Source organism: Janthinobacterium sp. BJB446, from assembly GCF_002735655.1.
Lineage (GTDB): Bacteria > Pseudomonadota > Gammaproteobacteria > Burkholderiales > Burkholderiaceae_D > Janthinobacterium > Janthinobacterium lividum.
Map to the genome: position 1 here is coordinate 2,815,557 of NZ_PDZK01000001.1, position 26,360 is coordinate 2,841,916.

A 26,360-nucleotide genomic window follows, 5' to 3' on the forward strand; every position below is an offset into this window, starting at 1 on the left:
TCAGGTTGCGCAAGCGGCTGATCAATTAGCGCCTGGCGTGCTACAAAAGCGGTGATGCGCGTTGCGGTCGGCAGATACCGAAACAGATGCAGTCCATAGGAAACTGCAAAGGAAGGGCGGAATTATATAGGAGGCGGGCGAAAAGCGTGCGCGCCAAGACAGCCGTGCTTGAACCGGCAGTGCTCAAGCTGGTGTCATGCAGGCATCATTGGCCGCCTTGCGCGGCGAAAACCAGGCATTCGATTTCGGACTGTACAGGAAGGCGCAGATGACGGCGAACGTCAGCGCGCCAGGCAAGACGTTCATCTTGACCGGCAAGGTCGCCAGGCAGAATGCAATGTCGATCACGCCCCACACCAGATACACCGTGCGCGCGCCACGCTGCCTTTGCAGCATGGCCAGCGCTGCCACCAGGGTAATGCCCTGGCTGAAGAGCAAAATCGCGTATTGCACCCCGGCGGGAATCACGCCGCCCCCCATTGCGGCCAGCATGGCGGGATCGTGGCGGCCGAGGAAAGCCGACGCCAGCGCTGACAGCGAGCCGATGACCAGAAACCAGCAGCTGACGGCAACCGCGACGGGGCGCTTGACCACATGAAGATTCCCGACAAAAACTTTAGAAAAAACAAGCATGAGGCTGACGGTATTGTTGAATGGGCCTGATTGTAACGGATGTTGCCTGCCAGGCGCCTGCGCACAAAAAAGCCGGCTTACGCCGGCTTTGCCTGAAGACCTGGAACTGCTTAGTTTTTCGACTGGTCGACCATCTTGTTCTTGGCGATCCAAGGCATCATGGCGCGCAGTTTCGCACCCACTTCTTCGATCTGGTGCTCGGACGTCAGGCGGCGGCGCGAGATCAGGGTCGGTGCGCCAGCCTTGTTTTCCAGGATGAAGCTCTTCGCGTATTCGCCCGTTTGAATGTCTTTCAGGCATTGACGCATCGCATCCTTGGTGGCCGAGGTCACGACTTTAGGACCGGTCACGTATTCGCCGTATTCGGCGTTGTTCGAGATCGAGTAATTCATGTTGGCGATGCCGCCTTCATAGATCAGGTCGACGATCAGCTTCAGTTCGTGCAAGCACTCGAAGTAGGCCATTTCAGGCGCGTAACCGGCTTCCGTCAGGGTTTCGAAACCGGCCTTGATCAGTTCCACGGCACCGCCGCACAGCACGGCTTGTTCGCCGAACAAGTCCGTTTCAGTTTCTTCGCGGAAGTTCGTTTCGATGATGCCGGCACGGCCGCCGCCGTTGGCCGAGGCGTACGACAGGGCGATATCGCGGGCGATGCCCGATTTGTCCTGGTACACGGCGATCAGGTGGGGCACGCCGCCACCCTGGGTGTAGGTGGCGCGCACGGTGTGCCCCGGGGCTTTCGGCGCGACCATGATCACGTCCAGGTCGGCGCGTGGCACGACTTGGCCGTAATGCACGTTGAAGCCGTGAGCGAAGGCCAGTACGGCGCCTTGCTTGGCGAACGGGGCGATGTTTTCGTTGTAGACCTGGGCGATGTTTTCATCCGGCAGCAAGATCATGATGACATCGGCTGCTTTCACGGCGTCGTTGACTTCCGCTACTTTCAGGCCCGCTTGCTCGACCTTGGTCCACGAAGCGCCGCCCTTGCGCAGGCCGACGGTGACGTTGACGCCCGAATCGTTCAGGTTTTGTGCGTGTGCATGGCCTTGCGAACCGTAGCCGATGATGGCAACGTTTTTGCCTTTGATCAAGGAGAGGTCAGCGTCTTTGTCGTAAAAAACTTTCATGGTATTTCCTATAATTTGATGATGCGTTGTTGTTTTAAATGCGGCGCCAGGGCCGCGTAGTGCTGCTTGTCTTTTTATACTTTGAGGATGCGTTCGCCGCGGCCGATGCCGGAACCACCCGTGCGGACGGTTTCCAGGATGGCGGCGCGGTCGATCGAATCGATGAACGCGTCGAGCTTGACCTTGTTGCCGGTCAGTTCGATCGTGTACGTCTTTTCGGTGACATCGATGATGCGGCCACGGAAGATATCGGCGGTGCGCTTCATTTCCTCGCGCTCCTTGCCCACGGCACGAACCTTGATCAGCATCAACTCGCGTTCGATATGCTGGCCTTCGGTCAGGTCCACCACCTTCACCACTTCGATCAGGCGGTTCAGGTGCTTGGTGATCTGCTCGATGATGTCGTCCGAGCCGCTGGTGACGATGGTCATGCGCGACAGGGTCGAGTCTTCCGTCGGCGCCACCGTCAATGTTTCGATGTTATAGCCGCGTGCCGAGAACAGGCCCACCACGCGCGACAGAGCGCCCGCTTCGTTTTCCAGCAAGACAGAAATAATATGGCGCATGATTAGAGGTCCTCCGAGCCGAGCATCATTTCGGACAGGCCTTTGCCGGCTTTCACCATGGGCCACACGTTTTCGGACTGGTCGGTAATGAAGTTCATGAATACCAGCCTGTCTTTCATGCCAAACGCCTCTTTCAGGGCGCCGTCGACGTCGCCCGGTTTTTCAATTCTCATGCCCACGTGTCCGTAGGCTTCAGCCAGCTTCTCGAAGTCGGGCAGCGAATCCATGTACGACTCGGAATAGCGCGAACCGTAATCGATTTCCTGCCACTGACGCACCATGCCGAGGAAACGGTTGTTGAGCATGATGATCTTCGGCGTCAAATGATACTGCTTGCACGTCGCCAATTCCTGGATGCACATCTGGATCGAACCTTCGCCCGTGATGCAGGCAACAGTGGCGTCCGGATTGGCCATCTGCACGCCCATGGCATACGGCAAGCCGACACCCATGGTGCCCAGGCCGCCGGAATTGATCCAGCGGCGCGGCTTGTCGAAGCCGTAATATTGCGCAGCCCACATCTGGTGCTGGCCCACGTCGGACGTGATGAAGGCGTCGCCCTTGGTGATCTGGAATACCTTTTCCACCACCGCTTGCGGCTTGATGACCAGGTCGGAGGTCGGGTATTTCAGGCATTCGCGGCCACGCCATTCGGCGATCTGCTTCCACCAGTTACTCAATGCATTGACGTTCGGCTTGGCTTCGGCCGCGTCCAGTTGCGCCAGGAATTCGATCAGCACATCCTTGACGTTGCCGACGATGGGAATATCGACCTTCACGCGCTTGGAAATCGACGATGGATCGATGTCCACGTGGATGATCTTGCGCGGATGCGAAGCGAAATGTTTCGGGTTGCCGATCACGCGGTCATCGAAACGGGCGCCGATGGCGATCAGGACGTCGCAGTTCTGCATCGCCATGTTCGCTTCATAGGTGCCGTGCATGCCGGGCATGCCGACATACTGCTCGCTCGAGGCGCGGTAGCCGCCCAGGCCCATCAAGGTGTTGGTGCATGGGAAACCCAGGCGGTCGACCAGCTTGTTCAGCTCGGCCGAGGCATTTGCCAGGATCACGCCGCCGCCCGTGTAGATCATCGGACGTTCCGCTTGCAGCAGCAATTGGACGGCCTTGCGGATCTGGCCCGAATGGCCCTTGTCGACGGGACGGTAGGAACGCATCTCGACTTCCTTCGGATAGTCGAAATGGCATTTGTGCATGCTGATATCCTTGGGGATATCGACCAGCACGGGTCCCGGACGGCCGGTACGGGCGATGAAGAAAGCCTTCTTGATCGTCGCTGCCAGGTCCTTGACGTCCTTGACGAGGAAGTTGTGCTTGACCACGGGGCGGGTGATGCCGACCGTGTCGCATTCCTGGAACGCATCCTGCCCGATGGCGTGGCTCGGCACCTGGCCGGAGATCACGACCATGGGAATCGAGTCCATGTACGCGGTGGACAGGCCCGTGACGGCATTCGTGACGCCCGGACCGGACGTGACGATGGCGACACCGACCTTGTTCGAGCTGCGCGAATAGGCATCGGCGGCGTGGATCGCGGCCTGCTCGTGGCGTACCAGGATATGCTGGAATTTGTTTTGCTGGAAGATGGCGTCGTAGATGTAGAGTACGGCTCCGCCCGGGTATCCAAAGACGTGCTCGACGCCCTCTTCAGCCAGACAGCGCACGACAATTTCTGCGCCCGTAATTGGTCCTGCTGCTGCTTCGGTATTCATGAAACATTCCTTTCAAGGTCCATTGGAGATTGATCGGATGTTCTTTCCTGACGAAGTTCGCCGTGCGCGACAGTGCTCCTGCTTCCCTTTTCATGCGGTCACGACATTTCTTTGGGCACCCATAGATACCTTACAAAACAACGCTTAACGCAACTCGTTTGGCCGGAGTTTCTGTGGCGCCTGTACGAACCGCTCGCGCTTGTGGCGCGGGTTAGAACAAACTGCCTACAAATGAAAGCGCGTCTTGCCGCGGATGGCCTTGTGTGCCGGTCGCGACCTGACCATAGGGCTTTGGGGTGTTCAAAGCGTCCCATACGTTATCGCGTTGCACCATTATGGTCAAGGAAAATGTCAGCGCTGCTGCCTTTTTGCTCACCCGATATGCAAAAACCATGCGGAAACGCACATTTTTTGCTAGCATGCGCTCAGTTTACGAAAAGCAGTCCCGCCTCCTCTCCGCCCACAGCACACGCAGCCGTTAGCTCGCCCCATACCGCATGGCAACAGACAAAGAATTATCCGACTTTCTAGAAAATGTCGAGCGGCGCGCTTTCAAGCAGGCCGCCTACGCGGTCCGCAAGGAAGAATCGGCACTCGACATCGTGCAGGACGCCATGATCAAGCTGGCCGAAAAGTACGGCGACAAGCCGGCCGCCGAGCTGCCGATGTTGTTCCAGCGCATCTTGCAAAACACCATACTCGACTATTTCCGTCGCGAAAAAGTGCGCAACACCTGGGTCAGCCTCTTCTCCGGCATGAAGCCCTCGGGCGACGAGCATGAGGATTTTGATATACTTGATACTTATGAATCGGAACAGGGCTCCAGCGCCGCCGAATCCTCGGCCGACCAGGTCGAACGCGCGCAAATCCTTGATTTGATTGATGCAGAGGTACAAAAACTGCCCTCACGTCAACGCGAAGCCTTCCTCATGCGTTATTGGCAGGACATGGATGTGGCTGAAACAGCGGAAGCGATGGGTTGCTCCGAAGGTAGCGTGAAAACACATTGCTCTAGAGCTACCCACACGCTCGCCGAATCGCTGAAAGCCAAGGGAATTAAATTATGAACACCGACGATCTCAATTTCGCTTACAAAGTGCGCCATGCACTGAACGAAAAACTCGACGACCTGCCCGCATCGGCCACCGATCGCCTGGCAGCGGCACGCAAACTGGCCCTGTCGCGCAAGAAGGCGGACGCGCCCGCCGCCGTCACCGTGCGCCAGAATGTGTTCGCCGGCGCGGCCAGCAGCCTGTTTGTCGAACCGCTGTCGTGGCTGGGCCGCATGAGCGTCATCATCCCCCTGCTGCTGCTGGTCGGCGGCATGGTGGGCATCTATCAGTTTGAGCAGGAACAACATATTGCCGAACTGGCCGAAATCGACGCCGCCGTGCTGTCGGACGAACTGCCGCTCTCCGCCTACATGGACCATGGCTTCAACGCCTACCTGACGAAACGCGAGCAATAAACATGGCACGCTCGAGCGTACGCAAAGGCTGGCTGGCTGGCGGCATCGGCTTGGGTGCCTGCGCCCTCGCTGGCGCCGCCTGGGTAGGCGCGCAGCAACATGCCGCTCCCGTCGCCCCTCCCGTGGCGGCCGCGCCCGTGGTGGCGCCGCCCCCCGCCCCGGCCGCCAAGCCCGGCTCCCCCCGCACGGCAGGCAAAGGCGGCACGCCGAAGGCCGGCGAGAATCCATCGTGGAACAAGCTGTCGCGCGCGCAGCAGGAAGCCCTGCAGCCGCTGGCGGGCGAATGGAACAAGCTGGAAGCCTTGCGCAAGCAGAAATGGCTCGATATCGCCAGCCGTTTTGCCTCCATGACGCCGGACGAGCAAACCCGCGTGCATGAACGCATGCGCGAATGGGTCAAGCTGACGCCGGAACAGCGCCGCCTCGTGCGCGAAAACTATACGCGCACGAAGAAGATTGATCCGGGTCAAAAAACCGCGCAATGGGAGCAATACCAGCAATTGCCGGAAGATCAAAAGAAAAAGCTGGCGACGGAACTCGTGCCGAAGAAACCGCTGGGCAAAGTGCCCGCGATCAATTCCAACACGAGCAAGCCGCCCGTGCTCATGGCGCCCGCCACGCCAGCAGCGCCTGTCGCCGCCGTGCCCGTCCTGCCGCCCGCTCCCGCAGCGCCGGCAGTGCCGGCAAGCGATCCTGCCGCCGTGCCAGTCACGCCACCTACCACGCCTGCCCCACTGCCAACCAATGTCAAATAGCACGCCTGCCGCCAGCATCACTTCCCATCCCACGATCAAGCGTCGCCTGATTTCCATGGTGTACGAGTCGCTGCTGGCCCTGGCCGTGCTGTTCCTGCCCTTCCTGCTGTTTGAACTGGCCGTGCAAGGCGCGCATACGCCGTTGACGGAACACATGCGCCAATGCCTGGCCTTCCTCGTCATGGGGGCGTATTTCATCCATCAATGGAGCCGCGAAGGGCAAACCCTGGCCATGAAGACGTGGCGTTTGCAACTGGTACTGCCGGGCCATGCTCACGTGCCGCTGCGCGTAGCCGCGTACCGTTACGTCCTGTCATGGATATGGCTGCTGCCAGCGCTCGTGGCGGCGTATGCCTTCGACCTGCAGCACTGGACTGCCCTGGGTGCCATCGGCATCGGCATCCTGGCCTGGTCAAGCACGGCCCTGTTCACGGGCAATGGGCAATTCCTGCACGACAAGCTGGTCGGCACGCAGATCGTCCAATTGCCGGCCCCCGCAAAGAAGTCGAAGAAAGTCGCCGCCTGAGTTTTTGCGCGGCTTGACCTGGGTCATTGAAGCGCCACGGGGGCTCTGCGATCATGGCATGCCATGAATAATACCGCCCCCCTCCCCCACACACGCTTCGCCCCCTACCGCGAGGAAGTCTGCAGCGAAGACGAAGTCAAGCATCTCGTCCACACCTTTTATGCGGCCGCGCGCGACGACGCCATGCTGGGTCCCATCTTTGCCGCCGAGGTCAAGGATTGGGATGCCCATCTGGCAACATTGATCGATTTCTGGTCAGGCTTGCTGCGTGGCACCATGCGCTACCACGGCAAGCCGCTGGCCCAGCACGCGCAAATGGAAAATTTGACGCCCTGCATGTTCCGCCGCTGGCTGACCCTGTTCTTCGCCACGACCGAGAGCATGGGCAATGCGGCCCTGCAAGAGAAGGCCGATACCATCGCCTTGAATATTGCCGAACGGCTATGGAAAAGCTTTGCGGAAAACCACGCCATCACGGCGCCGCAGCTTTAGAACCTCTCGTAACCCTGCAGGTAGCGCCACTGACCTGACGGCATGGCGCCCATCGAAATGCGGCCAATGCGCAGCCGTTTTATGGCGACCACTTCCAGCCCCACCATCTTGCACATATGGGCGATCTGGCCCGGCTGCACGTTTTTCAGGGCAAAGCGCAAACGCGTTTCATTTTGCCAGCTGACCTTGATCGGCGGCAAAGGCTTGCCATTGAAGGGCAAGCCGTGATTGAGCAGCGCCAGGCCATTCTCGGCGATGGCGCCCGACACTTCCACGATGAATTCCTGTTCCACCGTTCTCGCTTCGTCGACCAGCTTGCGGGCGACGCGGAAATCCTGCGTGAATACCAGCAAGCCGGAAGCCATGGTCTCGAGCGGATTGGTGATGGTCAGGCCGATCAGGTGGCGCTTGAGGAAGCGCGTGACGGAGCTGGGCGCCACATTTTCCGGTGTGAAAATTTCTTCGGGACGCAAACCGCTCAAGGCTGGCTTGCCTTCCGCGCCCACGCCGCCGTTGATGCCAGCCGGCTTGTGCAGGAGGATCGTCACAGGCGGCATTTCTTCCAGGGTCGCATTCGGCAGCAGCACCACCGTTTGATTATCGGCCACGCGCGCGCCCGACTCTTCCACCAGCACGCCATCGACCGTCACCCAGCCGCCCTCGATATACAGCTCGGCCTCGCGGCGCGAACAGGGCACGTCTTCAGACAGGCGCTTGGCCAGGCGGACGGTGGGCATTTCAATAGGTGTGGTCATGGGGAGGCGCAAAAAGCAAGAGGAGGAGAAAGCCGGTATTGTAACCGACCCGCTCCTCCCCTCTTGTTGATTGCGCAGGTGGTTGTCGGATTACGCTGCACTAATCCGACCTACGTGGCGCATCAGGCAGGTTGGATTAGCGGCTTGCCGCGTAATCCAACAATCAGGCCGTGGCCTTGGCCAATTCCTCGGCAAAGAAGCGGTGCCCCATCTCTTCCAGGCCCAGCGTTTGCAGCACTTCCTGCAGGCGCTCCGTCGGCCGCTGGCGCGGCAAGTTCTTGTAGCTGGCGATGATCAGCTCATTCTTCATCGAATGCTCCCAGCCCACCAGTTCCGTCACGCTGACCTGGTAGCCATGGGCTTCCAGCTGCAGGCAGCGCAGCACGTTGGTGATCTGGCTGCCGAACTCGCGTGTGTGCAGCGGGTGGCGCCACAATTCCGTCAAGACACTCTTGCCCAGGCTCTTGCCCTTGTTCTTCTTCAACACGGAAGCAACTTCCGCCTGGCAACATGGCACCAGCACCATGAATTTCGCCTTTTTCTTCAAGGCAAAGTGGATGGCGTCATCGGTGGCAGTGTTGCATGCGTGCAAGGCCGTGACGATGTCGATCTGCTGCGGCAGCAAGGTCGATTCCGTCGATTCGGCCACGGACAGCGGCAAGAACGACATGCCGGGGAACTTGAATTTCTTGGCCAGCTCCTGCGAACGCTGCACCAGTTCTTCGCGCGTCTCGATGCCGTAGATGTGCGAACCGTCGTTGCCATTCTTGAAGAACAGGTCGTACAGGATGAAGCCCAGATACGACTTGCCGGCGCCGTGGTCGACCAGCGAGACGCCAGGGTGATCGAGCTGCACTTCGCGCAGCAGCGGCTCGATGAATTGCGTCAGGTGATATACCTGTTTCAGCTTGCGGCGGCTGTCCTGGTTCATCTTGCCGTCGCGCGTCAGGATGTGCAATTCCTGCAGCAAGGCGACCGACTGGCCATCCTTGATCTCAGGCATGTTGCTGGCGGCCGTGATGACGTCTTTCGGCGCAGCGGCGACGGTGGCGGCGGTTGCCGCGCCCTTAACGCGCTTCATCGATCCACGCCATCTGTATCGCTTCGAGCACTTTTTCGCCGCCGCGCGTGTGGTCATCGTCGAAGCCGTCCAGTTCCACCACCCAGTTGTGCAGGTCGGTGAAACGCACGGTCAGGGGATCGATGTCCGGATGCGCGTCGAACAACGCCTCGGCGATCACGTGAATGTCGGACCATTTCATGTTAGTGGCTGCCTTCGCTGACCTGATTGATCGTGTATTTCGGGATTTCGACGACGAGGTCGGCCTCGGCCACGATGGATTGGCACGACAGGCGCGACACGGCTTCCAGGCCCCAGGCCTTGTCCAGCATGTCCTCTTCCAGTTCCGTCGCTTCATTCAGCGATTCGATGCCTTCGCGCACCAGCACGTGGCAGGTGGTGCAGGCACACGATTTTTCGCAGGCGTGCTCGATGTCGATGTCGTTTTCCAGCAGGATGTCGCAGATGGACTTGCCGGCAGGTGCTTCGATGACGGCGCCGTCCGGGCAAAGCTTGGCGTGCGGCAGGATAACGATTTGTGGCATGGTGTCTTCTTTCAGTCTGTCATTCGGGGCGCGGCCGCGGCATCAGCGGCGCGCTGTTCAATTTTTGTTAAACGACCTGGTCCAGGGACTTGCCGGTGAGAGCCGTGCGCACGCTGCGGTCCATGCGGCGCGAGGCGAAATCCTCGGTGCCGTCGGCGAGCGCCTCGATCGCCAGCTTCAGGGCCTGGTGGTCGATGGCGCCGCTTTGCGACTGCACGATGGCGTCACGCACCTTGTTCATCAAGCCATCCACGGTGACGCGTTCGGCGTCATCGAGCAAGCCGCCGTCTTCATCGAGCGCCGACTGCGTGGCCAGCAGGATACGTTCCGCTTCCACCTGCTCTTCGCGCAAAGCGCGCGCCACCATGTCGACGTCGGCCGACGTGTACGAATCCTGCAGCATGCGGGCGATGTCGTCGTCGCCCAGGCCATAGGCCGGCTTGACGCTGATCGACGCTTCCACGCCCGAGCGCAGTTCGCGCGCCGAGACGGACAGCAAGCCGTCTGCATCGACCTGATAGGTGATGCGGATGCGCGCGGCGCCCGCCACCATCGGCGGAATGCCGCGCAGCTCGAAGCGCGCCAGCGAACGGCAATCGCTAACAAGTTCGCGCTCGCCCTGCAGCACGTGCACGGCCAGGGCCGTCTGGCCATCCTTGAATGTCGTGAATTCCTGGGCTCTGGCGCACGGGATGGTCGAATTGCGCGGGATGATTTTTTCCACCAGCCCGCCCATGGTCTCGATGCCCAGCGACAGCGGGATCACGTCCAGCAGCAGCCAGTCGTCGCCGGCGGCGCGGTTGCCTGCCAGCAAGTTCGCCTGGATGGCCGCGCCCAGCGCCACCACTTTGTCCGGGTCGATGTTCGCGTGCGGCGTCGTGTGGAAGAACTCGCTGACGGCGCGCTGCACGTGCGGCATGCGCGTGGCGCCGCCCACCATCACCACGCCGTCGACGTCGTCCGCATCCACGTTCGCGTCGCGCAAGGCCTTCTTGATGGCGTTCATGGTTTTCACGACCAGGTGCGAAGTCATGGCGGCGAATTCTTCTGCCGTGATGCGCAGATGGATTTCTTCGCCCGAGTTCAGCTTGGCGTCGATCGTCGTTTCCGACTTGGTCGACAGCAATTCCTTGATTTCGCGCGCCTTGACCATCAGGATGGCCGTGTCTTCGTCCGACAGCGGCGCCAGCTTGGCATGCTCGCTGATCCAGCAGAACAGGCGGCGGTCGAAATCGTCGCCGCCCAGGGCCGAGTCGCCGCCCGTGGACAGCACTTCGAAGACGCCCTTGCTCAGTTTCAGGATCGAGATGTCGAAGGTACCGCCGCCCAGGTCATATACGGCGTACACGCCTTCGGAAGCGTTGTCGAGGCCATACGCGATGGCGGCGGCCGTCGGCTCGCTCAGCAGGCGCAGCACGTTGATGCCGGCCAGCTGCGCCGCATCCTTGGTTGCCTGGCGCTGCGCGTCGTCAAAGTAGGCTGGCACGGTGATCACGGCGCCCACCAGGTCGTCGCCGAGCGAATCTTCCGCGCGCTGGCGCAGGGTGGCGAGGATTTGCGCCGACACTTCGACGGGGCTTTTCACGCCGGCCACGGTTTTCAGCTGCACCATGCCAGGCGTATCCTGGAAGTCGTACGGCAGGTTTTCCGCGTAGGCGATGTCAGCCAGGCCGCGGCCCATGAAGCGTTTCACGGAAACGATGGTGTTCTTCGGGTCGGTGGTTTGCGCGGCCAGGGCCTTGTAGCCGATGTTGGCGTGGCCGTTCGGCAGGTAGCGCACGACGGAGGGCAGCAAGGAGCGCCCGTCTTCGTCGTTGAGCACCTCGGGGATGCTGTTGCGGACGGTGGCGACCAGGGAATTGGTGGTGCCAAGGTCGATGCCGACGGCCAGGCGGTGCTGGTGCGGCGCGGTCGACATGCCTGGTTCGGAAATTTGCAGAAGTGCCATTGTATTCGTGCCTCGATTAATTTTTTGCGTGATGCAGTTGATGCCTGACGCGCATTATAAGTCGCGGGCCAGACTGGCGCTTGGCACGCCGGTCAAGCGATCGCCTGGTCAAGCCTCGATGGCCTCATAGGCAAAACGCACTTCCTCGCCGAATTTGTCGAGGAACATCAGGGCGCGCACGCTTTGCGCGGCATTCGCGTAGTCGGCCGCGTCCAGCTGGGCCGCCACCTGGGCCAGCAAGGCCTTGCGTTCGCCGCGCAGCTGGCGGTCCAGGGCGTCGAGCGCATCGGCATCCTTGCCGGCACGGGCGTCGCCCAGCTCTTCGCGCCATTCCATCTGCTGCATCAGGAAGCTGACGGGCATGGCCGTGTTCGACTCCGTCTGCAGGTCGACGCCATTGAGTTCGCACAGGTATTGCGCGCGCTTTTGCGGGCTTTTCAGGGTTTGATAGGCTTCATTGGCGCGCGTGGCCCATTGCATCGCCACGCGCTTTTCAGCGCTGCTGGCGTTAATGAAACGGTCCGGGTGGACCTTGCCCTGCACGTCGCGGTAGGCAGAGTCGAGCGCGCTCATGTCGAGCGAGAACTGCGCCGGCAACTGGAATAATTCGAAGTGGTTTTGCATAATGGTCAGTGGTCGCTGTACCGCAATCGATGGGTACAGCGCACCGACCGGGGTCTTGCCAGCTGTTTAAATCCTGAAGGACTCGCCGCAGCCGCAGGCGTCTTTTTCGTTCGGATTGTGGAACTTGAAGCCTTCGTTCAAGCCTTCGCGCGCGAAATCGAGTTCCGTGCCGTCGATGTAAGGCAGGCTTTTCGGGTCGACGAAGACTTTCACGCCGTGCGACTCGAAGACGCTGTCTTCGGCCGCCACTTCATCGACATACTCAAGCTTGTAAGCCAGGCCCGAGCAGCCCGTGGTCCGCACGCCAAAGCGCAGGCCCATGCCCTTGCCGCGCCGTTCGATATAACGGTTGATGTGTTTCGCCGCTTTTTCGGTCAGTGTGATCATGTATTTCTCCGCTCCTGTTCCCACATGGGAACAGGTATCAAAATCCAACAAATTCTAGAGTGCCTGAAAAACGTTCAGGGCAAGGCGCATTGCCGAAGGCAGTACGACTAGTACGACAAGGCAATGCAACGCAGCCATGGGCGTTTTCTCAGGCGCTCTACGCTGCCGGATGGCGGGTCTGGTAGTCCAATACTGCCGCCTTGATGGCGTCTTCCGCCAGGATCGAGCAGTGGATCTTCACTGGCGGCAAGGCCAGTTCTTCGGCGATCTGCGTGTTCTTGATGGCCAGTGCCTGGTCCAGGGTCTTGCCCTTGACCCATTCGGTCACCAGCGAGCTCGACGCGATGGCCGAACCGCAGCCGTAGGTCTTGAATTTCGCGTCTTCGATCAGGCCATCGGCGCCGACCTTGATCTGCAGTTTCATCACGTCGCCGCAGGCAGGCGCGCCTACCATGCCGGTGCCGATGGTTTCATCACCCTTGTCGAAAGCGCCCACGTTGCGCGGGTTTTCGTAGTGATCGAGTACTTTGTCCGAGTAAGCCATTTTGATGCTCCTTTAATATTCTTGCCGGCCCCGTCAACAGGGGCCACGGTGTTGGTTAGTGGGCTGCCCATTGAATGGAATTAATGTCGATGCCATCCTTGAACATGTCCCACAGCGGCGACAGGTCGCGCAGCTTGTGTACTTTCGATTTCAGCAGGTTCACGGCGAAGTCGATGTCTTCCTCGGTCGAGAAGCGGCCGATGGTGAAGCGGATCGAGCTGTGCGCCAGTTCGTCGCTGCGGCCCAGGGCGCGCAGCACGTACGATGGTTCCAGGCTGGCCGAGGTGCAGGCCGAACCGGACGACACGGCAATATCCTTGATCGCCATGATCAGCGACTCGCCTTCAACGTAGTTGAAGCTCACGTTCAGGTTGTGCGGCACGCGGTGATCCATGTCGCCGTTGATGTAGACTTCTTCGATCTCTTGCAAGCCCTTGGCCAGGCGGTCGCGCAAGGCCTTGATGCGGCCGATTTCGCTGTCCATTTCTTCCTTGGCGATGCGGAACGCTTCGCCCATGCCGACGATCTGGTGCGTCGGCAGGGTGCCCGAACGCAGGCCGCGCTCATGGCCGCCACCGTGCATCTGCGCTTCCAGGCGCACGCGCGGCTTGCGGCAGACGTACAGGGCGCCCACGCCTTTCGGGCCGTAGGTTTTATGTGCCGTGAAGGTCATCAGGTCGACCTTGGTCTTTTGCAGGTCGATGACGACCTTGCCCGTCGCTTGCGCGGCGTCGCAATGGAAGATGATGCCTTTCGAGCGGCAGAACACGCCGATTTCGTCGATCGGCTGGATCACGCCGATTTCGTTATTTACCAGCATGACCGACACGAGGATGGTGTCCGGGCGCACGGCCGCGGCCAGCTGCTCGACGGTGATCAAGCCGTTGTCCTGAGGTTCCAGGTAAGTCGCTTCAAAGCCGATGCGTTCCAGTTCGCGCACCGTGTCCAGCACCGATTTGTGCTCGGTCTTGACGGTGATGATGTGCTTGCCCTTGGTCTTGTAGAACTGTGCCGCGCCCTTGATGGCCAGGTTGTTGCTTTCCGTCGCGCCGGACGTCCAGATGATTTCGCGCGGATCGGCGTTCACCAGGGCCGCCACGTAGCCGCGCGCCTCTTCCACGGCTTTTTCCGCCGTCCAGCCATACATGTGGCTGCGCGATGCCGGATTGCCGAACTGCTCGCGCAGGTACGGAATCATCTTGTCGGCGACGCGTGGATCGATCGGCGTGGTGGCCGAGTAATCCATGTAGATCGGGAAATGCGGTGCGGTTTCAAAGTGCACTTGGCCTACGTTTTTTTCTGGGGCGTTCATCAATAACTCCTGCAATCAGCAACTGGTATTTTTGTCATTATCAACCGAGGGCGGCGTGGTTACGGTGCATCACCATCACGCTTTGCTCGGCAATCTTTTGTCTCTGCTGGTCGACCAGGTCCTGCAAGGACACAGAATCCAGATAATCGACCATTTTTTCGTTGAGTGTGGACCACAATTCATGCGTCATGCAGCGCGCACCCGTGGCCGCATCGGCGCCGTGGCAATGTTCCTTGCCGCCGCACTGCGTGGCGTCCAGCGGTTCGTCGACGGCGATGATGATGTCGGCCACCGTCACCTTGTCTGCACGGCGCGCCAGACTGTAGCCGCCGCCTGGGCCGCGGATCGACTCGACGATCTCATGCCGGCGCAGCTTGCCGAACAGCTGTTCCAGGTAGGACAGGGAAATCGACTGGCGCTGGCTGATACCGGACAAGGTGACCGGTCCCTTGCCCTGGCGCAGGGCAAGATCGATCATCGCTGTCACGGCAAAACGGCCTTTTGTAGTCAGACGCATACATCCTCTGGTCAACTGGTTTAAAATATTGCGGTTTTTCAACTCCTCAAACCCCGAGTAGTTGAATGATTTAGTCAAGTATAACAAATTCGGCGGGGTTTGTCAGAGCGCCCCTCGATGACCACAGGGCTGGAAGGGGCATGGCCGGCCGCGCCAGGCGCGGCGGCTTCAGGAAAACAACAGTCGGGAAATCGCGGACGTGCTTGGCGTCAGTTCTCAGCCCCGTAAGGCGGCACGCACCTTCATCAGTTCAAACCCCAGCAAGTTCAAGCCGTCCCAGCTGGCGGGGTCCAGGATGCGCGGATTGTCCGACGCCAGGCCCACGCCCCAGATGCGGTCGACGGGACTGGCTTCGACGATGACGCGCTCGCCCGTGCCCAGCAGAAACTTGCGCAGAGCGGCCTTTTGCGAGAACTTGGCAAAATTGCCATCGAAGACGATGCCGGCACGTGCCGCTTCCCATACTTTGGCGTCAAAGTTCGCCACTTCGCGTCCCAGCTTCTTCACTTCCGACGGCCGCTCGGCCGCCACGATGCGCGCCTGGACGGCCGTGTCGCCAAACAGGGCCGCCTTTTGCGCCATCATGTAGTGCTCGGCCGTCGCATACGTCACGCCGGCCAGGCTGAAGGGTGACGGAAACCACTGGCTGAAGCAGCTTTTGTCGGCCACCTGCGGCTGCGCCGGCGTGTGGCCCCAGAAATACAGATAGTCAGGCACGCCGCCCGCCGCGATCCACGCCTTCAATTCTTCCACGTTACTGATTTGCATATTCCCCGCACTTCCGCCAGACAGGCGATGATTCAAGCTCAAGCACGCAATAGTTGCATCGGGCCAAACAAGGCCTGCATGTCACGATTGCCGATAAAGGACAGATTATACGGATGTTCCGCCGTCACCTGCGGCAAGGATGCGGCCACCGGCAGGCGTTTGATGAGCTCGGCGATCTTGCCCCACAGCACCAGTTGCGGCTGCACCGCCCCGCCCGGCTGCGCCAGCGCTTCCAGCACCACCTGCAGGAAGGGCAGCCAGCCGCGCGCATCCTGCACGGGCGGCACGTGGGAACGGAACACCAGCGCCGCGTTGAGCAGCAAGAAGCCCTGCTCCGTCATTTTGCGCTGCAAGTCGGGCAGGGTCTGGATCATGCCGCTGCCCGGCAGCTGCGCGGCGGCCGCCACGGGCGCCATGGCCACGCCGGACGTGTCGCCACCCTGCAACTGGCCATCGGCCACCAGCAGCATCTTCATGAAGTTGCGCAGGGACGTGGCGCGGTTGACTGGCTTCGACAGGCCCGTCGCCGACCACAGGCTGCCGACGGCACCATCCATGAAGCACACGCCCGTGGCGCTGTCGGCGCGCGGATACGGCCCCTCGCCCACCAGCACGTAGCGCACCTGTGTCAGCGGCAAGGCAAAGGCGGCAAACAGCCGGCCCTGCGTAGGCAGGTAGTCGTCGATGGCCAGCGCCGGCAGGTAGGCGGGATCGGCCGCCATCACGGCCTGCAAGCCACGCAGCAGGATGGGACGCCAGGAAGCGTGCGCCAGGGACAGTGCATCGGTGATGCTGGCAGGAACGATTGTTGCGGTCATGGGGCGTGAAGTATTTGGGCAAACGCAAATTGTAGCCTACCGGCAAGCTGACATTGACTGCCCAAAATCAAGCACGCATAAAAAAGCCCCGGCCTGCATGCTGGCCGGGGCGGTTCGCGGCTTGACGCGGATCAAACTTATTCTGCGTCAGGCTGCTGCGACGGATGCGCGGCGGCAAACGCAGGCAAGCCGGTGCAATGCGCGTGAATGCGCGCCACGCGCGGGTACGGCGCCAGGTCGATGGCGAAACGCTGTGCATTGAATACCTGCGGCACCAGGCAGCAGTCGGCCATCGTCGGGCTGCCGCCATGGCAGAACAGGCCCGTGCCGGCCGGGTCGCCTTGCGCCAGCAGCGCTTCCACGGCCGCCAGGCCCTCGGCCATCCAGTGACGGTACCACTCCTGCTTGGCCTCGTCCGACAGGCCCAGGGTGTTTTTCAGGTATTTCAAAACGCGCAGATTCGTCAGCGGATGGGCGTCGCAGGCGATCGCCAGCGCCAGCGCGCGCACCCTGGCGCGTCCCAGCGCGTCGGCCGGCAGCAGCGGCACGGCTGGCCGCGTCTCGTCCAGATATTCCAGCATCGCCAGCGACTGCGTCAGGATGGCGCCGTCGTCGTCGAGGGCCGGCACCAGCGCCGACGGGTTGACGGCGCGGTAGGCGGGCAGCAGTTGCTGGCCGCCGTCCTGCAGCAGATGCACGGGGATGCTGTCGTAGGCGATACCCTTCAAATTGAGGGCGATCCGCACGCGATAGGCGGCCGAACTGCGGAAATAGGTGTACAGCTTCATGAGGCGCCCTCCCCTCAGGCGCGGCCAGCGTACGGGGCCACGGTCTGCTCGATGCTGCCGAAGATGCTGGCACCGGCCGCGTCGCGCATCTCGATGCGCACCGTGTCGCCGAACTTCAGGTAGGCCGTCTTCGGCGCGCCGTGTTCGATGGTTTCATACATGCGCACCTCGGCCAGGCAGCAGTAACCGACGCCGCCGTTCCCGATGCTGGAGCCAAACAGGTTGCCCTGCTTGTTCGACACGGTGCCCGAACCGACGATGCTGCCGGCGCCCAGTTCGCGCGTCTTCGCCGCATGCGCCACCAGCTGGGCAAAGTTGAAGGTCATGTCTTCGCCTGCATTCGGCTTGCCGAACGGTTTGTCGTTCAGGTCCACCAGCAGCGGCAGGTGCAGCTTGCTGTCCGCCCAGTCGGCCCCCAGCTCATCGGGCGTGACGGCGACGGGCGAAAACGCGCTGGCCGCCTTCGACTGGAAGAAACCGAAACCCTTGGCCAGTTCGCCCGGGATCAGGTTGCGCAGCGAGACGTCGTTGACCAGCATGACCAGGCGGATCGCCTGCGCCGCGTCGTCCACGCTGGCGCCCATGGCCACGTCGCCCGTAATCACCGCCACTTCCGCTTCCAGGTCGATGCCCCATTCTTCCGACAGCGCGAAGATCGGGTCGCGCGGACCGATAAAGCTGTCGGAGCCGCCCTGGTACATCAGCGGGTCCGTGTAGAACGAAGCCGGCACTTCCGCGTTGCGCGCCTTGCGCACCAGTTCCACGTGGTTGATATAGGCGGAACCGTCGGCCCACTGGTAGGCGCGCGGCAGCGGCGAGTGGCACAGCGCCGCGTCAAAGGGCTGGGCGTCCGGCGCCTGGCCTGCATTCAGGTCGGCGTAGGCAAGTTCGAGCTTGGGCGCGACGGCGTCCCAGTTGTCGAACGCCGCCTGCAGGGTGGGCGCGATGGCGGCCACGCGCTGGTACTGGCGCAGGTCGCGGCTGACGAGGATCAGGGCGCCGTCGCGGCTGCCGTTTTTCAGGGTTGCGAGTTTCATGGTGTTCCTTGTTCTGTGTATTTCAGAGAGTGTCGGTTTGCAGCATTCAATCTGCTGCGCTCAGGCTTCCGCCGGCGCGTGCATCCAGGCGGCGTGCTTGGGCGCGCGGCGCGTCTGCGACCATTCTTCCAGCATTTCCCATTTGACGGCGTCCAGTTTGGCCATCATTTCAGGCGTGCCCACGTTGGCCGCCAGTTCCAGGCGGTGGCCGTTGGGGTCGAAGAAATAGATCGACTGGAAGATGGCGTGATTCACGGGACCGAGCACCTCGATGCCGCCGGCCACCAGCCGCTCCTTGGCGGCCAGCAGTTCGTCCATGCTGCCCACTTCCAGCGCCAGGTGCTGCACCCAGGCCGGGGTATTGCGGTCGCGGTCCATCGGCGGCTGCGTCGGCAGCTCGAAGAAGGCCAACACATTGCCCTGGCCCGCGTCGAGGAAGACGTGCATGTACGGGTCCGGCGCCTTGGTCGACGGCACCAGGTCTTCCGCGATGGCGAGGACAAAATTCATGTTCAAATGCTTGACGTACCACTCGACGGTCTTCTTCGCGTCGATGCAGCGGTAGGCGACGTGGTGGATTTGCTTGATCTTCATGTGCTTGTCTCCAATGGATGGCGCCCTGGGCGCAATGGCTGGCCTGTTTTTCAGCTTTTCACCATTAGAATCGAGTTCCAGCTATCATACAAACAATTTTTAACCATTGATTTATCGGATTATCTTATGAGTCCCAGCCTGCGGCAGATGCGCGCCTTCGTGGCACTGGCCAAGACCGGCAGTTTTACCCTGGCCGCCGAATACCTGCACGTGACGCAGTCCGCCTTGAGCGGCTTGATCAAGGAACTGGAAAGCGTGCTGGGCGTGCGCGTGGTCGAGCGCAGCACGCGCAAGACGCAGCTGTCCGAAATCGGCCGCGAACTGTATCCGCTGTTTGAAAAGATGATCGAAGACCTCGATGGCGCCATGGCTGGCATCGCCCAGCGCAAGGCCCTGAAGACAGGCCTGGTGCGCATTGCCGCGCCGCAGATGATGGCGTGCACCCTGCTGCCGGAAGTGATCGCCGCCTACCGGCAGGCGCACCCGGACGTGCAGCTGCGCCTCGTCGACTGCCCCGTGGAAAACGTGTCGGCGCGCGTGTTCAGCGGCGAAGTCGATTTCGGCATCGGCCCCGAACGCGATCCGACGGCGGAAATCGCCGCGCAAGTGCTGTTCGAAATGCCCTTCGTGCTGGTCTTTCCCGAACAGCACCCGCTGCGGCAAAAGGAAAGGGTCACCTGGGCCGACGTGGGCGACCACCCGTTCATTTCGCTGCAGGGACAATTTACGGAACGCCTGCTGCGCGACATGCACGGCGCGTTTCGCGAGCTGTCGCTCAATCCCTATAACGAAGTGACGTTCATGACGACGGCGCTGGCCATGGTCAGCGCCAACCTGGGCATCACGGTCTGCCTGCCGTACGCGGAACCGATGGTCAAACTATATAATTTGCACATGCGCGCCCTGCACGAGCCGGAACTGACGCGGCGCTTTTTCGTCTACACGAAGACGGGACGATCGCTGTCGCCGGCGGCCGAAAGCTTCATGGCCTTCCTGTTCCAGTTCGTCGAGACGCACGAATGGAACGTGGGGGCGAACGGCGGCGCAGCACGTGTGGCCTTGCCTGCGGACGGTTCGGCCGCCGCCCCTTTATAATGGCGCATCACTCCATACCGCCCGCACCATGACCCAAGCTGCCCTGAACGAGCTGTCATCCATCGACGCCGCCACCATCGCCATCAACCAGCGCATGAACAAATTCGACGGCCATGCACAGGTCTGGCTGTTCGGCTATGGCTCGCTGATCTACAAGGCCGATTTCCCCTACATCGAGCGCCGCCCGGCCAGCATCGCCGGCTGGACGCGGCGCTTCTGGCAAGGTTCGCACGACCACCGCGGCACGCCGATGGCGCCGGGCCGGGTCGCCACCATCGTGCCGCAGGCGGGCGCCGTGTGCGACGGCATGGCCTACCTGATCACGCCCGAAGTCTTCGCCCACCTCGACCACCGCGAAAAGAACGGCTACCTGCGTTTAGCCACCGACATCACCTTCGACGATGGCAGCAAGGTCGAAGGCCTGGTGTACATCGCCAACGAGGAAAACGCCGCCTTCCTCGGTGCCGCTCCGGAACTGGACATCGCGCGCCAGATCGCCCGTTCAAACGGCCCCAGCGGCCCGAACAGCGAATACCTGCTGCACCTGGCCAGCGCCCTGCGCGAGCTGGGCAAGAGCGATCCCCATGTCTTTGCCATCGAACAACATCTGGCGCAGATGCAGGCACAGACACAGAATAACGCGGCAGGATAACGCCCCAAGATAGCACCGCACGGCAGCACCGTGGCACCCTGCCGTGCCCGGGCAAGACCCTGCATCAAGATTCCCGGACGATGGCGCGCCGCTCCCGGTGACCTGCGGCAATCCCCCGGCCGCAGGTCAGCGTCGCCCGCCTTTCAGCTTGTGAGCGCGCCCCAGCATTCTCGGCCGTGACAATGACTTAACTTAAAACAAATCCAGCTGCCCCGCATTGCCATTTTTTACTTTCGCGCCCAGCGGCGGCACCACCAGCGGGCGGCGAAACTGCGTGCAATCGAGCTGCTTGAAGCGGCCGCCCTTGCCATGCAAGCCCAGCCGGTGCACCGCCTTTTCAAAGCGCTGGCGGATGAGGTCGGCCCATACGCCCTCACCCCGCATGCGCGCGCCGAATGCGCTGTCGTAATCCTTGCCGCCACGCATTTCGCGCACCCGGTTCATCACGCGCTGGGCCCGTTCGGGGAAGTGTGCTTCCAGCCATTGCTGGAACAGGGGGCTCACTTCCCACGGCAGACGCAGCACCACATAATGGGCGTGGATGGCGCCCGCGTCGCGCACGGCTTCGAGCAACTGCTCGATTTCCGGTTCCGTCACGAACGGAATGATGGGCGCGATGCTCACGCCTACGGGGATGCCCGCCTCCGTCAGGGTGCGGATCGTGCGCAAGCGCCGCGCCGGGGCGGCAGCGCGCGGCTCCAGGGTACGCGCGATGGCCGGGTCGAGCGTGGTGACAGTGACGGCCACGGCCGCCAGGCGCCGGGCCGCCATCGGCGCCAGAATGTCGATATCGCGCTCGATCAGCGACGATTTCGTGATCAGCGCCACGGGGTGGTCGCATTCGTGCAGCACTTCCAGCACGCGCCGCGTCAGCTGCCGTTCGCGTTCGCACGGCTGATACGCATCGGTATTAACGCCCAGGGCGATCGGTTCGGGCACATAGGATGGCTTGGCCAGTTCGCGCCGCAAGAGTTCGGGGGCGTTCACCTTGGCGTAGATGCGGCTTTCGAAGTCCAGGCCCGGCGACAGGCCCAGATAGCTGTGCGTGGGGCGGGCAAAGCAATAAATACAGCCATGTTCGCAGCCCCGGTACGGGTTCAGCGACACATTGAACGGCAAATCGGGCGAAGCGTTGCGCGTGAGGATGGTGCGCGCCTGTTCCTCGCTGACCTGCGTCTTCCAGCCCGGCGCCGCCTCGTCCCCAGCCGCATCCAGGCCGCCTACGCTCCAGCCATCGTCGAAACCGGCGCGCGCGTGCGCCTCGTAGCGCCCTTGCAGGTTCGAGACGGCACCGCGCCCCTTGCGGGCTTTCAGCGATTGCGGCGGCAATATGGCTTGCCCGGCGAAGCTGTCATCGTGCTCTGGAATGATTGCTTTCATGAACGGCCCCATCAACTGTATATACGTACAGTATACTATGCCGCTGTGCGGACAAGATCAAGGGCTGGCGTAATGCCGTTTCACGCTTTTTCGCCATGCGGCATGACATAACTCAACTGCTGCGCGACAAAGCCGTCAAATGCCGCGATCAAGGGAACGAAGCGGTCCGCGTCCTGCTCCAACTGCATCAGCGCATAGCACGTCGCTTCCAGGGTCGATAGCTGGTCTGGCGCGTGCGCCTTGCGGATCAGGTAATGGGAAGCGGGCGTATCGCGCAGGGGCAGGCGCGGCAATTGTTGCAACGGGGGATTCAGATACAGCATCTTGCGGCTCTTGCGCCAGGTAGCGTCCAGCACCACCAGCCGCAACCGGGCCGAGAATCGGGCCGGATCAAGCAAGATGGCGGGGTCGAGCGCTGGCGGCGGCGCGATGCCCAGCGAACGGTCGCCGGGCGTCTCCGGATACAGCAGCACATTGTGCTTGTCTGCCAGCAATTCGGCGAGCGTATCCGGGGCAAACTGCTCGCCCGTCAACATGCGGCAGTTGGGCAGGCTCAGGTGCAGCAATCGGGCACTGCCCTTGGCATTGTGGATTTCCAGCGGATGCTGCAGGATCAGCACTTCCACCGCGTGGGAAACGGGGGAGATCCAGCGGCAGATGCAGCTGGATGCGGCGCGCAGGCAGGCTGGGCAGCGCGCCCGTTTGGCCGGTTCCGCCAGGGAGGACGAGGCAGCGGCAGGGCTGGAGATAGCGCTGGAAATCGGGCTGGAGGTACGGCGGGTAGTCATGGCGGAGCGGGTTCGCGGCTGTCTTCAAGCCGCGATTGTAGCGCCCACGCCATGCTACGGGGAATCTGCGCTTAAAACTCTTCCCATTCGTCGGCGCCCGACGCCACCGGCGCCTTCGGCACGCGTGCGCGCGCAGCTTCCGCTTGCGCCGCCTTGCCCGGCGCGGGCGCGGCTACGGTTGCCGCCGGCGCGCGGTGCCTGGCAGGCTGGATGGCGGGTCGCATCGCAGATTTTCCTGGCGCAGACGCTGTCACGGACAGACCAGCACTGGCCGAAACATAGTGCTGCGTTGCATCGAGCTTGAACAGGCCCACCACGTCAGCCAGCTTGGCCGCCTGTTCCTGCATGGATTCGGCCGCCGCGGCCGCTTCTTCCACCAAGGCCGCGTTTTGCTGCGTCACCTGGTCCATCTGGCCGATGGCCTGGTTGACCTGCTCGATGCCGGCGCGCTGCTCATCGCTGGCGTCGGTGATCTGGTTCATGATCTGCGTCACATGGCTGATGCTTTGCACGATCTCGTCCATGGTACGGCCCGCCTTGTCCACCAGCTGCGAACCGGCCTCGACCTTTTGCACGGAATCGTCGATCAAGCCCTTGATTTCCTTGGCCGCCGCGCTGGAGCGTTGCGCCAGGTTGCGCACCTCGGACGCCACGACGGCAAACCCACGGCCCTGCTCGCCAGCCCTGGCCGCTTCCACGGCCGCATTCAGGGCCAGGATATTCGTCTGGAAGGCGATAGCGTCGATGACGCTGATGATGTCGACAATCTTGCGCGAGGAATCGTTGATCGAGCCCATGGTGCTGACCACTTCCGACACCACCACGCCGCCCTTGCTGGCGATCTGCGACGCGTCGATGGCCAACTGGTTGGCGCTGCGCGCATTGTCCGCATTGAGTTTCACGGTGGACGTCAGCTCTTCCATGGAAGACGCCGTCTCTTCCAGCGAACTGGCCTGCTCTTCCGTGCGTGACGACAAGTCCAGGTTGCCGGCGGCAATTTCGCTCGACGCCGTGCTGATCGATTCCGTGCCCGCGCGCACCTGGCCCACGATACTGACCAGTTTATCGTTCATGTTTTTCAGCGCATGCATCAATTGCCCTGTCTCATCGCGGCTTTCCACGACGATATGGCTGGTCAGGTCGCCGGCGGAAACGGCTTCCGCCACTTCGACGGCACGCGTGATGGGGCGCGTGATCGAGCGCGTGATCCAGTAGGCGCAGGCGATGCCCAGCAAGATGGCCACCACGCCCAGCGAGATCAACAGCATGCGGCCATTCTCGTAGCGCGAACGGATTTGCGCGGCCGTTTCATCGAGCAATTTGGCTTCCAGCAATTCCAGCTTCTTCAGCGACGCCAGGTAGATGTCGCGCTTGACGGCCATGTCGCCTTCGTACAGGCGCTTGCCCAGTTCCAGGTCGCCCGCATTCTTGGCCTTGAACACATTCTTGCGCACTTCCGTGTAGGCCTTGCGCGTGCTCAGCACTTCCTGGTACAGCGCCTGCTCGTCCGGGCTCAGTTCGCTCTTGCCGATATCGTTCTGGATTTCCGTGGCGCGTGCAGACGAGACCGCCATTTCCTGTTCAAACTGCTTCTGGTGTTCGGGATCGCTGACTTTCCAGGCGGCCGCCGTGCGCGCCGCATTGACCTCGATGACCTTGGTCCATTCACCGATCAGGCGCTCGTTGCGCACCTTGACGTTGACGAGCGCATCGGTTTCCTTGCTGGCGCTTTGCATCTGCACGATGCCCACCACAGTCAGGCTGGTCAACAGGAGCAGGACGGCGGCAAAACCGCCACCGAGACGTACGCCGATTTTGAGGTTTTTCATTGCGTGATTCCTATCTGAAGAAAAACGATGCACAGACGCCACGAAACCGACCTACTGCTACGTATCATATAGCAGGCATCTGCCGTGCGGCAATCACGAGCGGTGGCGCAACGGACACTCGCCACCGGAATGGCAGCGCGCCGCAGCGCACTACTTTGGAGCAGATTGTGAGTGAATCAGAGTGGTATTGCAAGAAATAACATGCAGAAAAGCAACAGCCAGAAGGCGGTATGCCGCCACGAACGGGCGGCAGGCAAGCAAGGTCAGTTTTGCTTTACATAGATCAATTTTGACGTATCGAAACCCAGGCCAGCGGCTTTCTCTACCAGGCGCTGCTGCAAGGCCGGGTCCATGGTTGGCGTGCGCGACAGCAACCAGAAGTAAGACTTGTCGGGGCCGCTGATCATGGAATAGCTGTAATTTTGCTGGTCGAGGTCAAAGACGATGTAGGAACCATAGAAGGGACCAAAAAACGACACCTTCAGGTAGCCCACGTCTTTCTTGTCGACGAAATACGCCTTGCCTTCCGCGTCCTTCCAGACAGCGTCCGCATCCTTGTAGCCGCGGTTGAGCACTTTCAGGCCGCCATCCTGGCGCAGGCTGTAGTCGGCCGTCACGTGGCTCAGGCCCCGCTCGAAGGAATGATCGAGGCGCGCGATCTCATACCATTTGCCCAGATAGCGGGCCGTGTCGAAGTTATTGACGGGATGAATATTCTCTGGCCGGCCCACACAGCCGGCCAGCACGAGCACACACAGGAACAGCAATTTTTTCATGGTCTTCTCCATCGGGGGAAATCAAGGTTGCAACGTCAAGGTTGCAATGCGTGGTCGACGATGCGGCGGATCGCGCCATTGTTCTGCATGCGCACGATGGCGGCATTGAATTGTTCGATAAAATCATCGCGATACGGGTAGGCGGCAGGCCGGCGTTCCGTAAAACCCAGGTGGCCCTGCTGGCTGGCCAGCTGCGCGGTTTCGTGTATCGCCTGCATCGGCGTGCCCGGCGGACCCTCGCGCCGGATGCGCTGCAATTCCCACTGCGCCGACAGGCGGTCGCTGACATAGCAATCGATGCGCCCGCGCATCAGCTTGAGCAGATTCGTGCGCGTGCCCTTGGCCGTATCGAACACGATGTTGGCCGCTTGCACGGCAGCCGTCAGCTTCGCATCGCCCAGCAAAAAACCCGCGTTCACGCCGATGTGCAGGCCGCCGTAATCGGCGGGCCACTGCCGCAGCGTACGTTTGGCCAGCACGTCCTGGTTGCACAGCACCACCAGCTGTTCCATCAGCAGCGGCACGGAATAGCGCACATACGGCCGCTCGCTGCGCCACGAATACGGTGGATACAGGGCAAACGCCTCGCCCGTCTGCAGCATCAGCACGCCCCGTTTCCAGGGCACGGGGCGCAGCTGCACCGCATACTGCGGCATCGATTGCACGGCTTCGCGCACGATCTCCGTGTAGATGCCTTTCATCTGGCCATGTTCAACATAGGAGTACGGCGGATAATCATCGTCGCCATAAATCACCAGCGGCACCGCAGCTCCGGCCCGCGCGCTGGCAGCGATGAACAGGCATAGCGCGGCAGGAAAAAAGAGCATTCTGAACATGCCCGAA

Annotated in this window: 31 protein-coding genes; 7 read left to right on the forward strand and 24 right to left on the reverse strand. The window is 61.6% G+C overall.

The genetic code is table 11. The features are described from left to right. Positions 1–183: 183 nt before the first annotated feature. The 4 genes from CSQ92_RS12465 to CSQ92_RS12480 all read right to left on the reverse strand — a co-directional run bounded on the left by CSQ92_RS12465 (position 184) and on the right by CSQ92_RS12480 (position 4,059). Positions 184–594, reverse strand: a complete 411-nt coding sequence (locus CSQ92_RS12465; RefSeq protein ID WP_099394256.1) for a hypothetical protein — start codon at positions 592–594, stop codon at positions 184–186. Positions 595–743: 149 nt separating this feature from the next. Further along, positions 744–1,760 carry a ketol-acid reductoisomerase gene (gene ilvC, locus CSQ92_RS12470; protein ID WP_034750044.1) on the reverse strand — a complete coding sequence of 339 codons (1,017 nt, stop codon included), beginning with the start codon at positions 1,758–1,760 and terminating at the stop codon, positions 744–746. Between the two features lie 74 nt (positions 1,761–1,834). Beyond that, positions 1,835–2,326, reverse strand: a complete 492-nt coding sequence (gene ilvN / locus CSQ92_RS12475; RefSeq protein WP_010399754.1) for an acetolactate synthase small subunit — start codon at positions 2,324–2,326, stop codon at positions 1,835–1,837. A gap of 2 nt (positions 2,327–2,328) precedes the next feature. Beyond that, a complete protein-coding gene (locus CSQ92_RS12480) occupies positions 2,329–4,059 on the reverse strand; it encodes an acetolactate synthase 3 catalytic subunit (RefSeq protein ID WP_052139969.1) in 1,731 nt (576 codons plus the stop codon). Positions 4,060–4,556: 497 nt separating this feature from the next. Here CSQ92_RS12480 and CSQ92_RS12485 point away from each other — a divergent pair, with 497 nt between their 5' ends. The 5 genes from CSQ92_RS12485 (at position 4,557) to CSQ92_RS12505 (ending at position 7,300) form a co-directional block, all read left to right on the forward strand. Next, on the forward strand, positions 4,557–5,126 hold the full coding sequence (locus CSQ92_RS12485; RefSeq protein ID WP_034779551.1) for an RNA polymerase sigma factor: 570 nt from the start codon (positions 4,557–4,559) through the stop codon (positions 5,124–5,126). Then, positions 5,123–5,527 carry a DUF3619 family protein gene (locus CSQ92_RS12490; RefSeq protein WP_070282155.1) on the forward strand — a complete coding sequence of 135 codons (405 nt, stop codon included), beginning with the start codon at positions 5,123–5,125 and terminating at the stop codon, positions 5,525–5,527. The genes CSQ92_RS12485 and CSQ92_RS12490 overlap by 4 nt, the downstream gene beginning before the upstream one ends. 2 nt (positions 5,528–5,529) lie before the next feature. After that, on the forward strand, positions 5,530–6,282 hold the full coding sequence (locus tag CSQ92_RS12495) for a DUF3106 domain-containing protein (RefSeq protein WP_070282154.1): 753 nt from the start codon (positions 5,530–5,532) through the stop codon (positions 6,280–6,282). Continuing rightward, complete coding sequence (locus CSQ92_RS12500) at positions 6,272–6,808, forward strand: RDD family protein (protein WP_070282153.1); 537 nt, start codon at positions 6,272–6,274, stop codon at positions 6,806–6,808. Before CSQ92_RS12495 ends, CSQ92_RS12500 begins: the two co-directional genes overlap by 11 nt. A 63-nt stretch (positions 6,809–6,871) precedes the next feature. Beyond that, positions 6,872–7,300, forward strand: a complete 429-nt coding sequence (locus CSQ92_RS12505; RefSeq protein WP_052139970.1) for a group III truncated hemoglobin — start codon at positions 6,872–6,874, stop codon at positions 7,298–7,300. Here the strand turns inward: CSQ92_RS12505 and CSQ92_RS12510 are convergent. The 15 genes from CSQ92_RS12510 to CSQ92_RS12580 form a co-directional block, all read right to left on the reverse strand. Continuing rightward, positions 7,297–8,055: an rRNA pseudouridine synthase gene (locus CSQ92_RS12510; protein ID WP_099394257.1), complete on the reverse strand. Its 759-nt coding sequence runs from the start codon at positions 8,053–8,055 to the stop codon at positions 7,297–7,299. The two genes, CSQ92_RS12505 and CSQ92_RS12510, sit on opposite strands and share 4 nt — an antisense overlap. Before the next feature lie 163 nt (positions 8,056–8,218). Beyond that, positions 8,219–9,136, reverse strand: a complete 918-nt coding sequence (locus CSQ92_RS12515; RefSeq protein WP_099394258.1) for a class I SAM-dependent methyltransferase — start codon at positions 9,134–9,136, stop codon at positions 8,219–8,221. Continuing rightward, entirely contained in the window at positions 9,123–9,317 is a 195-nt protein-coding gene (gene iscX / locus CSQ92_RS12520; RefSeq protein WP_070255671.1) for a Fe-S cluster assembly protein IscX, read from the reverse strand. The genes CSQ92_RS12515 and iscX overlap by 14 nt, the downstream gene beginning before the upstream one ends. A 1-nt stretch (position 9,318) precedes the next feature. Beyond that, positions 9,319–9,660, reverse strand: a complete 342-nt coding sequence (fdx, locus tag CSQ92_RS12525) for an ISC system 2Fe-2S type ferredoxin (protein WP_034750070.1) — start codon at positions 9,658–9,660, stop codon at positions 9,319–9,321. Positions 9,661–9,727: 67 nt separating this feature from the next. Next, positions 9,728–11,608 carry a Fe-S protein assembly chaperone HscA gene (gene hscA / locus CSQ92_RS12530; protein WP_099394259.1) on the reverse strand — a complete coding sequence of 627 codons (1,881 nt, stop codon included), beginning with the start codon at positions 11,606–11,608 and terminating at the stop codon, positions 9,728–9,730. A gap of 108 nt (positions 11,609–11,716) precedes the next feature. Continuing rightward, positions 11,717–12,232 (reverse strand): Fe-S protein assembly co-chaperone HscB, encoded by a 516-nt coding sequence (gene hscB, locus CSQ92_RS12535; protein ID WP_070255677.1) that lies wholly within the window; start codon positions 12,230–12,232, stop codon positions 11,717–11,719. A 66-nt stretch (positions 12,233–12,298) separates the two neighbouring features. Continuing rightward, complete coding sequence (iscA, locus tag CSQ92_RS12540) at positions 12,299–12,619, reverse strand: iron-sulfur cluster assembly protein IscA (protein WP_010399774.1); 321 nt, start codon at positions 12,617–12,619, stop codon at positions 12,299–12,301. A 157-nt stretch (positions 12,620–12,776) separates the two neighbouring features. Next, positions 12,777–13,163 carry a Fe-S cluster assembly scaffold IscU gene (iscU, locus tag CSQ92_RS12545; RefSeq protein ID WP_034750082.1) on the reverse strand — a complete coding sequence of 129 codons (387 nt, stop codon included), beginning with the start codon at positions 13,161–13,163 and terminating at the stop codon, positions 12,777–12,779. Positions 13,164–13,218: 55 nt separating this feature from the next. Next, entirely contained in the window at positions 13,219–14,475 is a 1,257-nt protein-coding gene (locus tag CSQ92_RS12550) for an IscS subfamily cysteine desulfurase (RefSeq protein ID WP_034779564.1), read from the reverse strand. A 40-nt stretch (positions 14,476–14,515) separates the two neighbouring features. Next, complete coding sequence (iscR, locus tag CSQ92_RS12555) at positions 14,516–14,992, reverse strand: Fe-S cluster assembly transcriptional regulator IscR (protein ID WP_034779566.1); 477 nt, start codon at positions 14,990–14,992, stop codon at positions 14,516–14,518. Positions 14,993–15,208: 216 nt separating this feature from the next. Continuing rightward, positions 15,209–15,760 (reverse strand): NADAR family protein, encoded by a 552-nt coding sequence (locus tag CSQ92_RS12560; RefSeq protein ID WP_070255680.1) that lies wholly within the window; start codon positions 15,758–15,760, stop codon positions 15,209–15,211. Positions 15,761–15,798: 38 nt separating this feature from the next. Beyond that, complete coding sequence (locus CSQ92_RS12565; RefSeq protein WP_099394260.1) at positions 15,799–16,578, reverse strand: uracil-DNA glycosylase; 780 nt, start codon at positions 16,576–16,578, stop codon at positions 15,799–15,801. A gap of 137 nt (positions 16,579–16,715) precedes the next feature. Then, positions 16,716–17,366, reverse strand: coding sequence for a maleylacetoacetate isomerase (gene maiA / locus CSQ92_RS12570; RefSeq protein ID WP_092606164.1), 651 nt, complete (start codon positions 17,364–17,366; stop codon positions 16,716–16,718). Positions 17,367–17,380: 14 nt separating this feature from the next. Next, positions 17,381–18,403, reverse strand: a complete 1,023-nt coding sequence (locus tag CSQ92_RS12575; RefSeq protein WP_099394261.1) for a fumarylacetoacetate hydrolase family protein — start codon at positions 18,401–18,403, stop codon at positions 17,381–17,383. 60 nt (positions 18,404–18,463) lie between these two features. Continuing rightward, the gene (locus CSQ92_RS12580) at positions 18,464–18,997 is read right to left on the reverse strand and encodes a VOC family protein (protein WP_092606169.1); all 534 of its coding nucleotides are present in this window, start codon (positions 18,995–18,997) and stop codon (positions 18,464–18,466) included. 126 nt (positions 18,998–19,123) lie between these two features. On the opposite strand from CSQ92_RS12580, the gene CSQ92_RS12585 reads away from it, so the two are divergent. Together CSQ92_RS12585 and CSQ92_RS12590 are read left to right on the forward strand one after the other, a co-directional pair. Further along, complete coding sequence (locus tag CSQ92_RS12585) at positions 19,124–20,092, forward strand: LysR family transcriptional regulator (RefSeq protein ID WP_092606172.1); 969 nt, start codon at positions 19,124–19,126, stop codon at positions 20,090–20,092. A 28-nt stretch (positions 20,093–20,120) separates the two neighbouring features. Continuing rightward, positions 20,121–20,744 carry a gamma-glutamylcyclotransferase gene (locus CSQ92_RS12590; RefSeq protein ID WP_373606035.1) on the forward strand — a complete coding sequence of 208 codons (624 nt, stop codon included), beginning with the start codon at positions 20,121–20,123 and terminating at the stop codon, positions 20,742–20,744. A gap of 192 nt (positions 20,745–20,936) precedes the next feature. Here the strand turns inward: CSQ92_RS12590 and CSQ92_RS12595 are convergent, their stop codons facing one another. From CSQ92_RS12595 to CSQ92_RS12615, 5 genes are all read right to left on the reverse strand, one after another. Next, positions 20,937–22,124: a PA0069 family radical SAM protein gene (locus CSQ92_RS12595; protein ID WP_099394262.1), complete on the reverse strand. Its 1,188-nt coding sequence runs from the start codon at positions 22,122–22,124 to the stop codon at positions 20,937–20,939. An 80-nt stretch (positions 22,125–22,204) separates the two neighbouring features. Further along, a complete protein-coding gene (locus CSQ92_RS12600) occupies positions 22,205–22,912 on the reverse strand; it encodes a tRNA-uridine aminocarboxypropyltransferase (RefSeq protein WP_092606202.1) in 708 nt (235 codons plus the stop codon). A gap of 71 nt (positions 22,913–22,983) precedes the next feature. Continuing rightward, positions 22,984–24,741: a methyl-accepting chemotaxis protein gene (locus tag CSQ92_RS12605; protein WP_099394263.1), complete on the reverse strand. Its 1,758-nt coding sequence runs from the start codon at positions 24,739–24,741 to the stop codon at positions 22,984–22,986. A gap of 263 nt (positions 24,742–25,004) precedes the next feature. Further along, entirely contained in the window at positions 25,005–25,517 is a 513-nt protein-coding gene (locus CSQ92_RS12610) for a lipocalin family protein (protein WP_099394694.1), read from the reverse strand. A gap of 35 nt (positions 25,518–25,552) precedes the next feature. Next, positions 25,553–26,344 carry a substrate-binding periplasmic protein gene (locus tag CSQ92_RS12615; protein ID WP_257217302.1) on the reverse strand — a complete coding sequence of 264 codons (792 nt, stop codon included), beginning with the start codon at positions 26,342–26,344 and terminating at the stop codon, positions 25,553–25,555. Between the last annotated feature and the right edge of the window lie 16 nt (positions 26,345–26,360).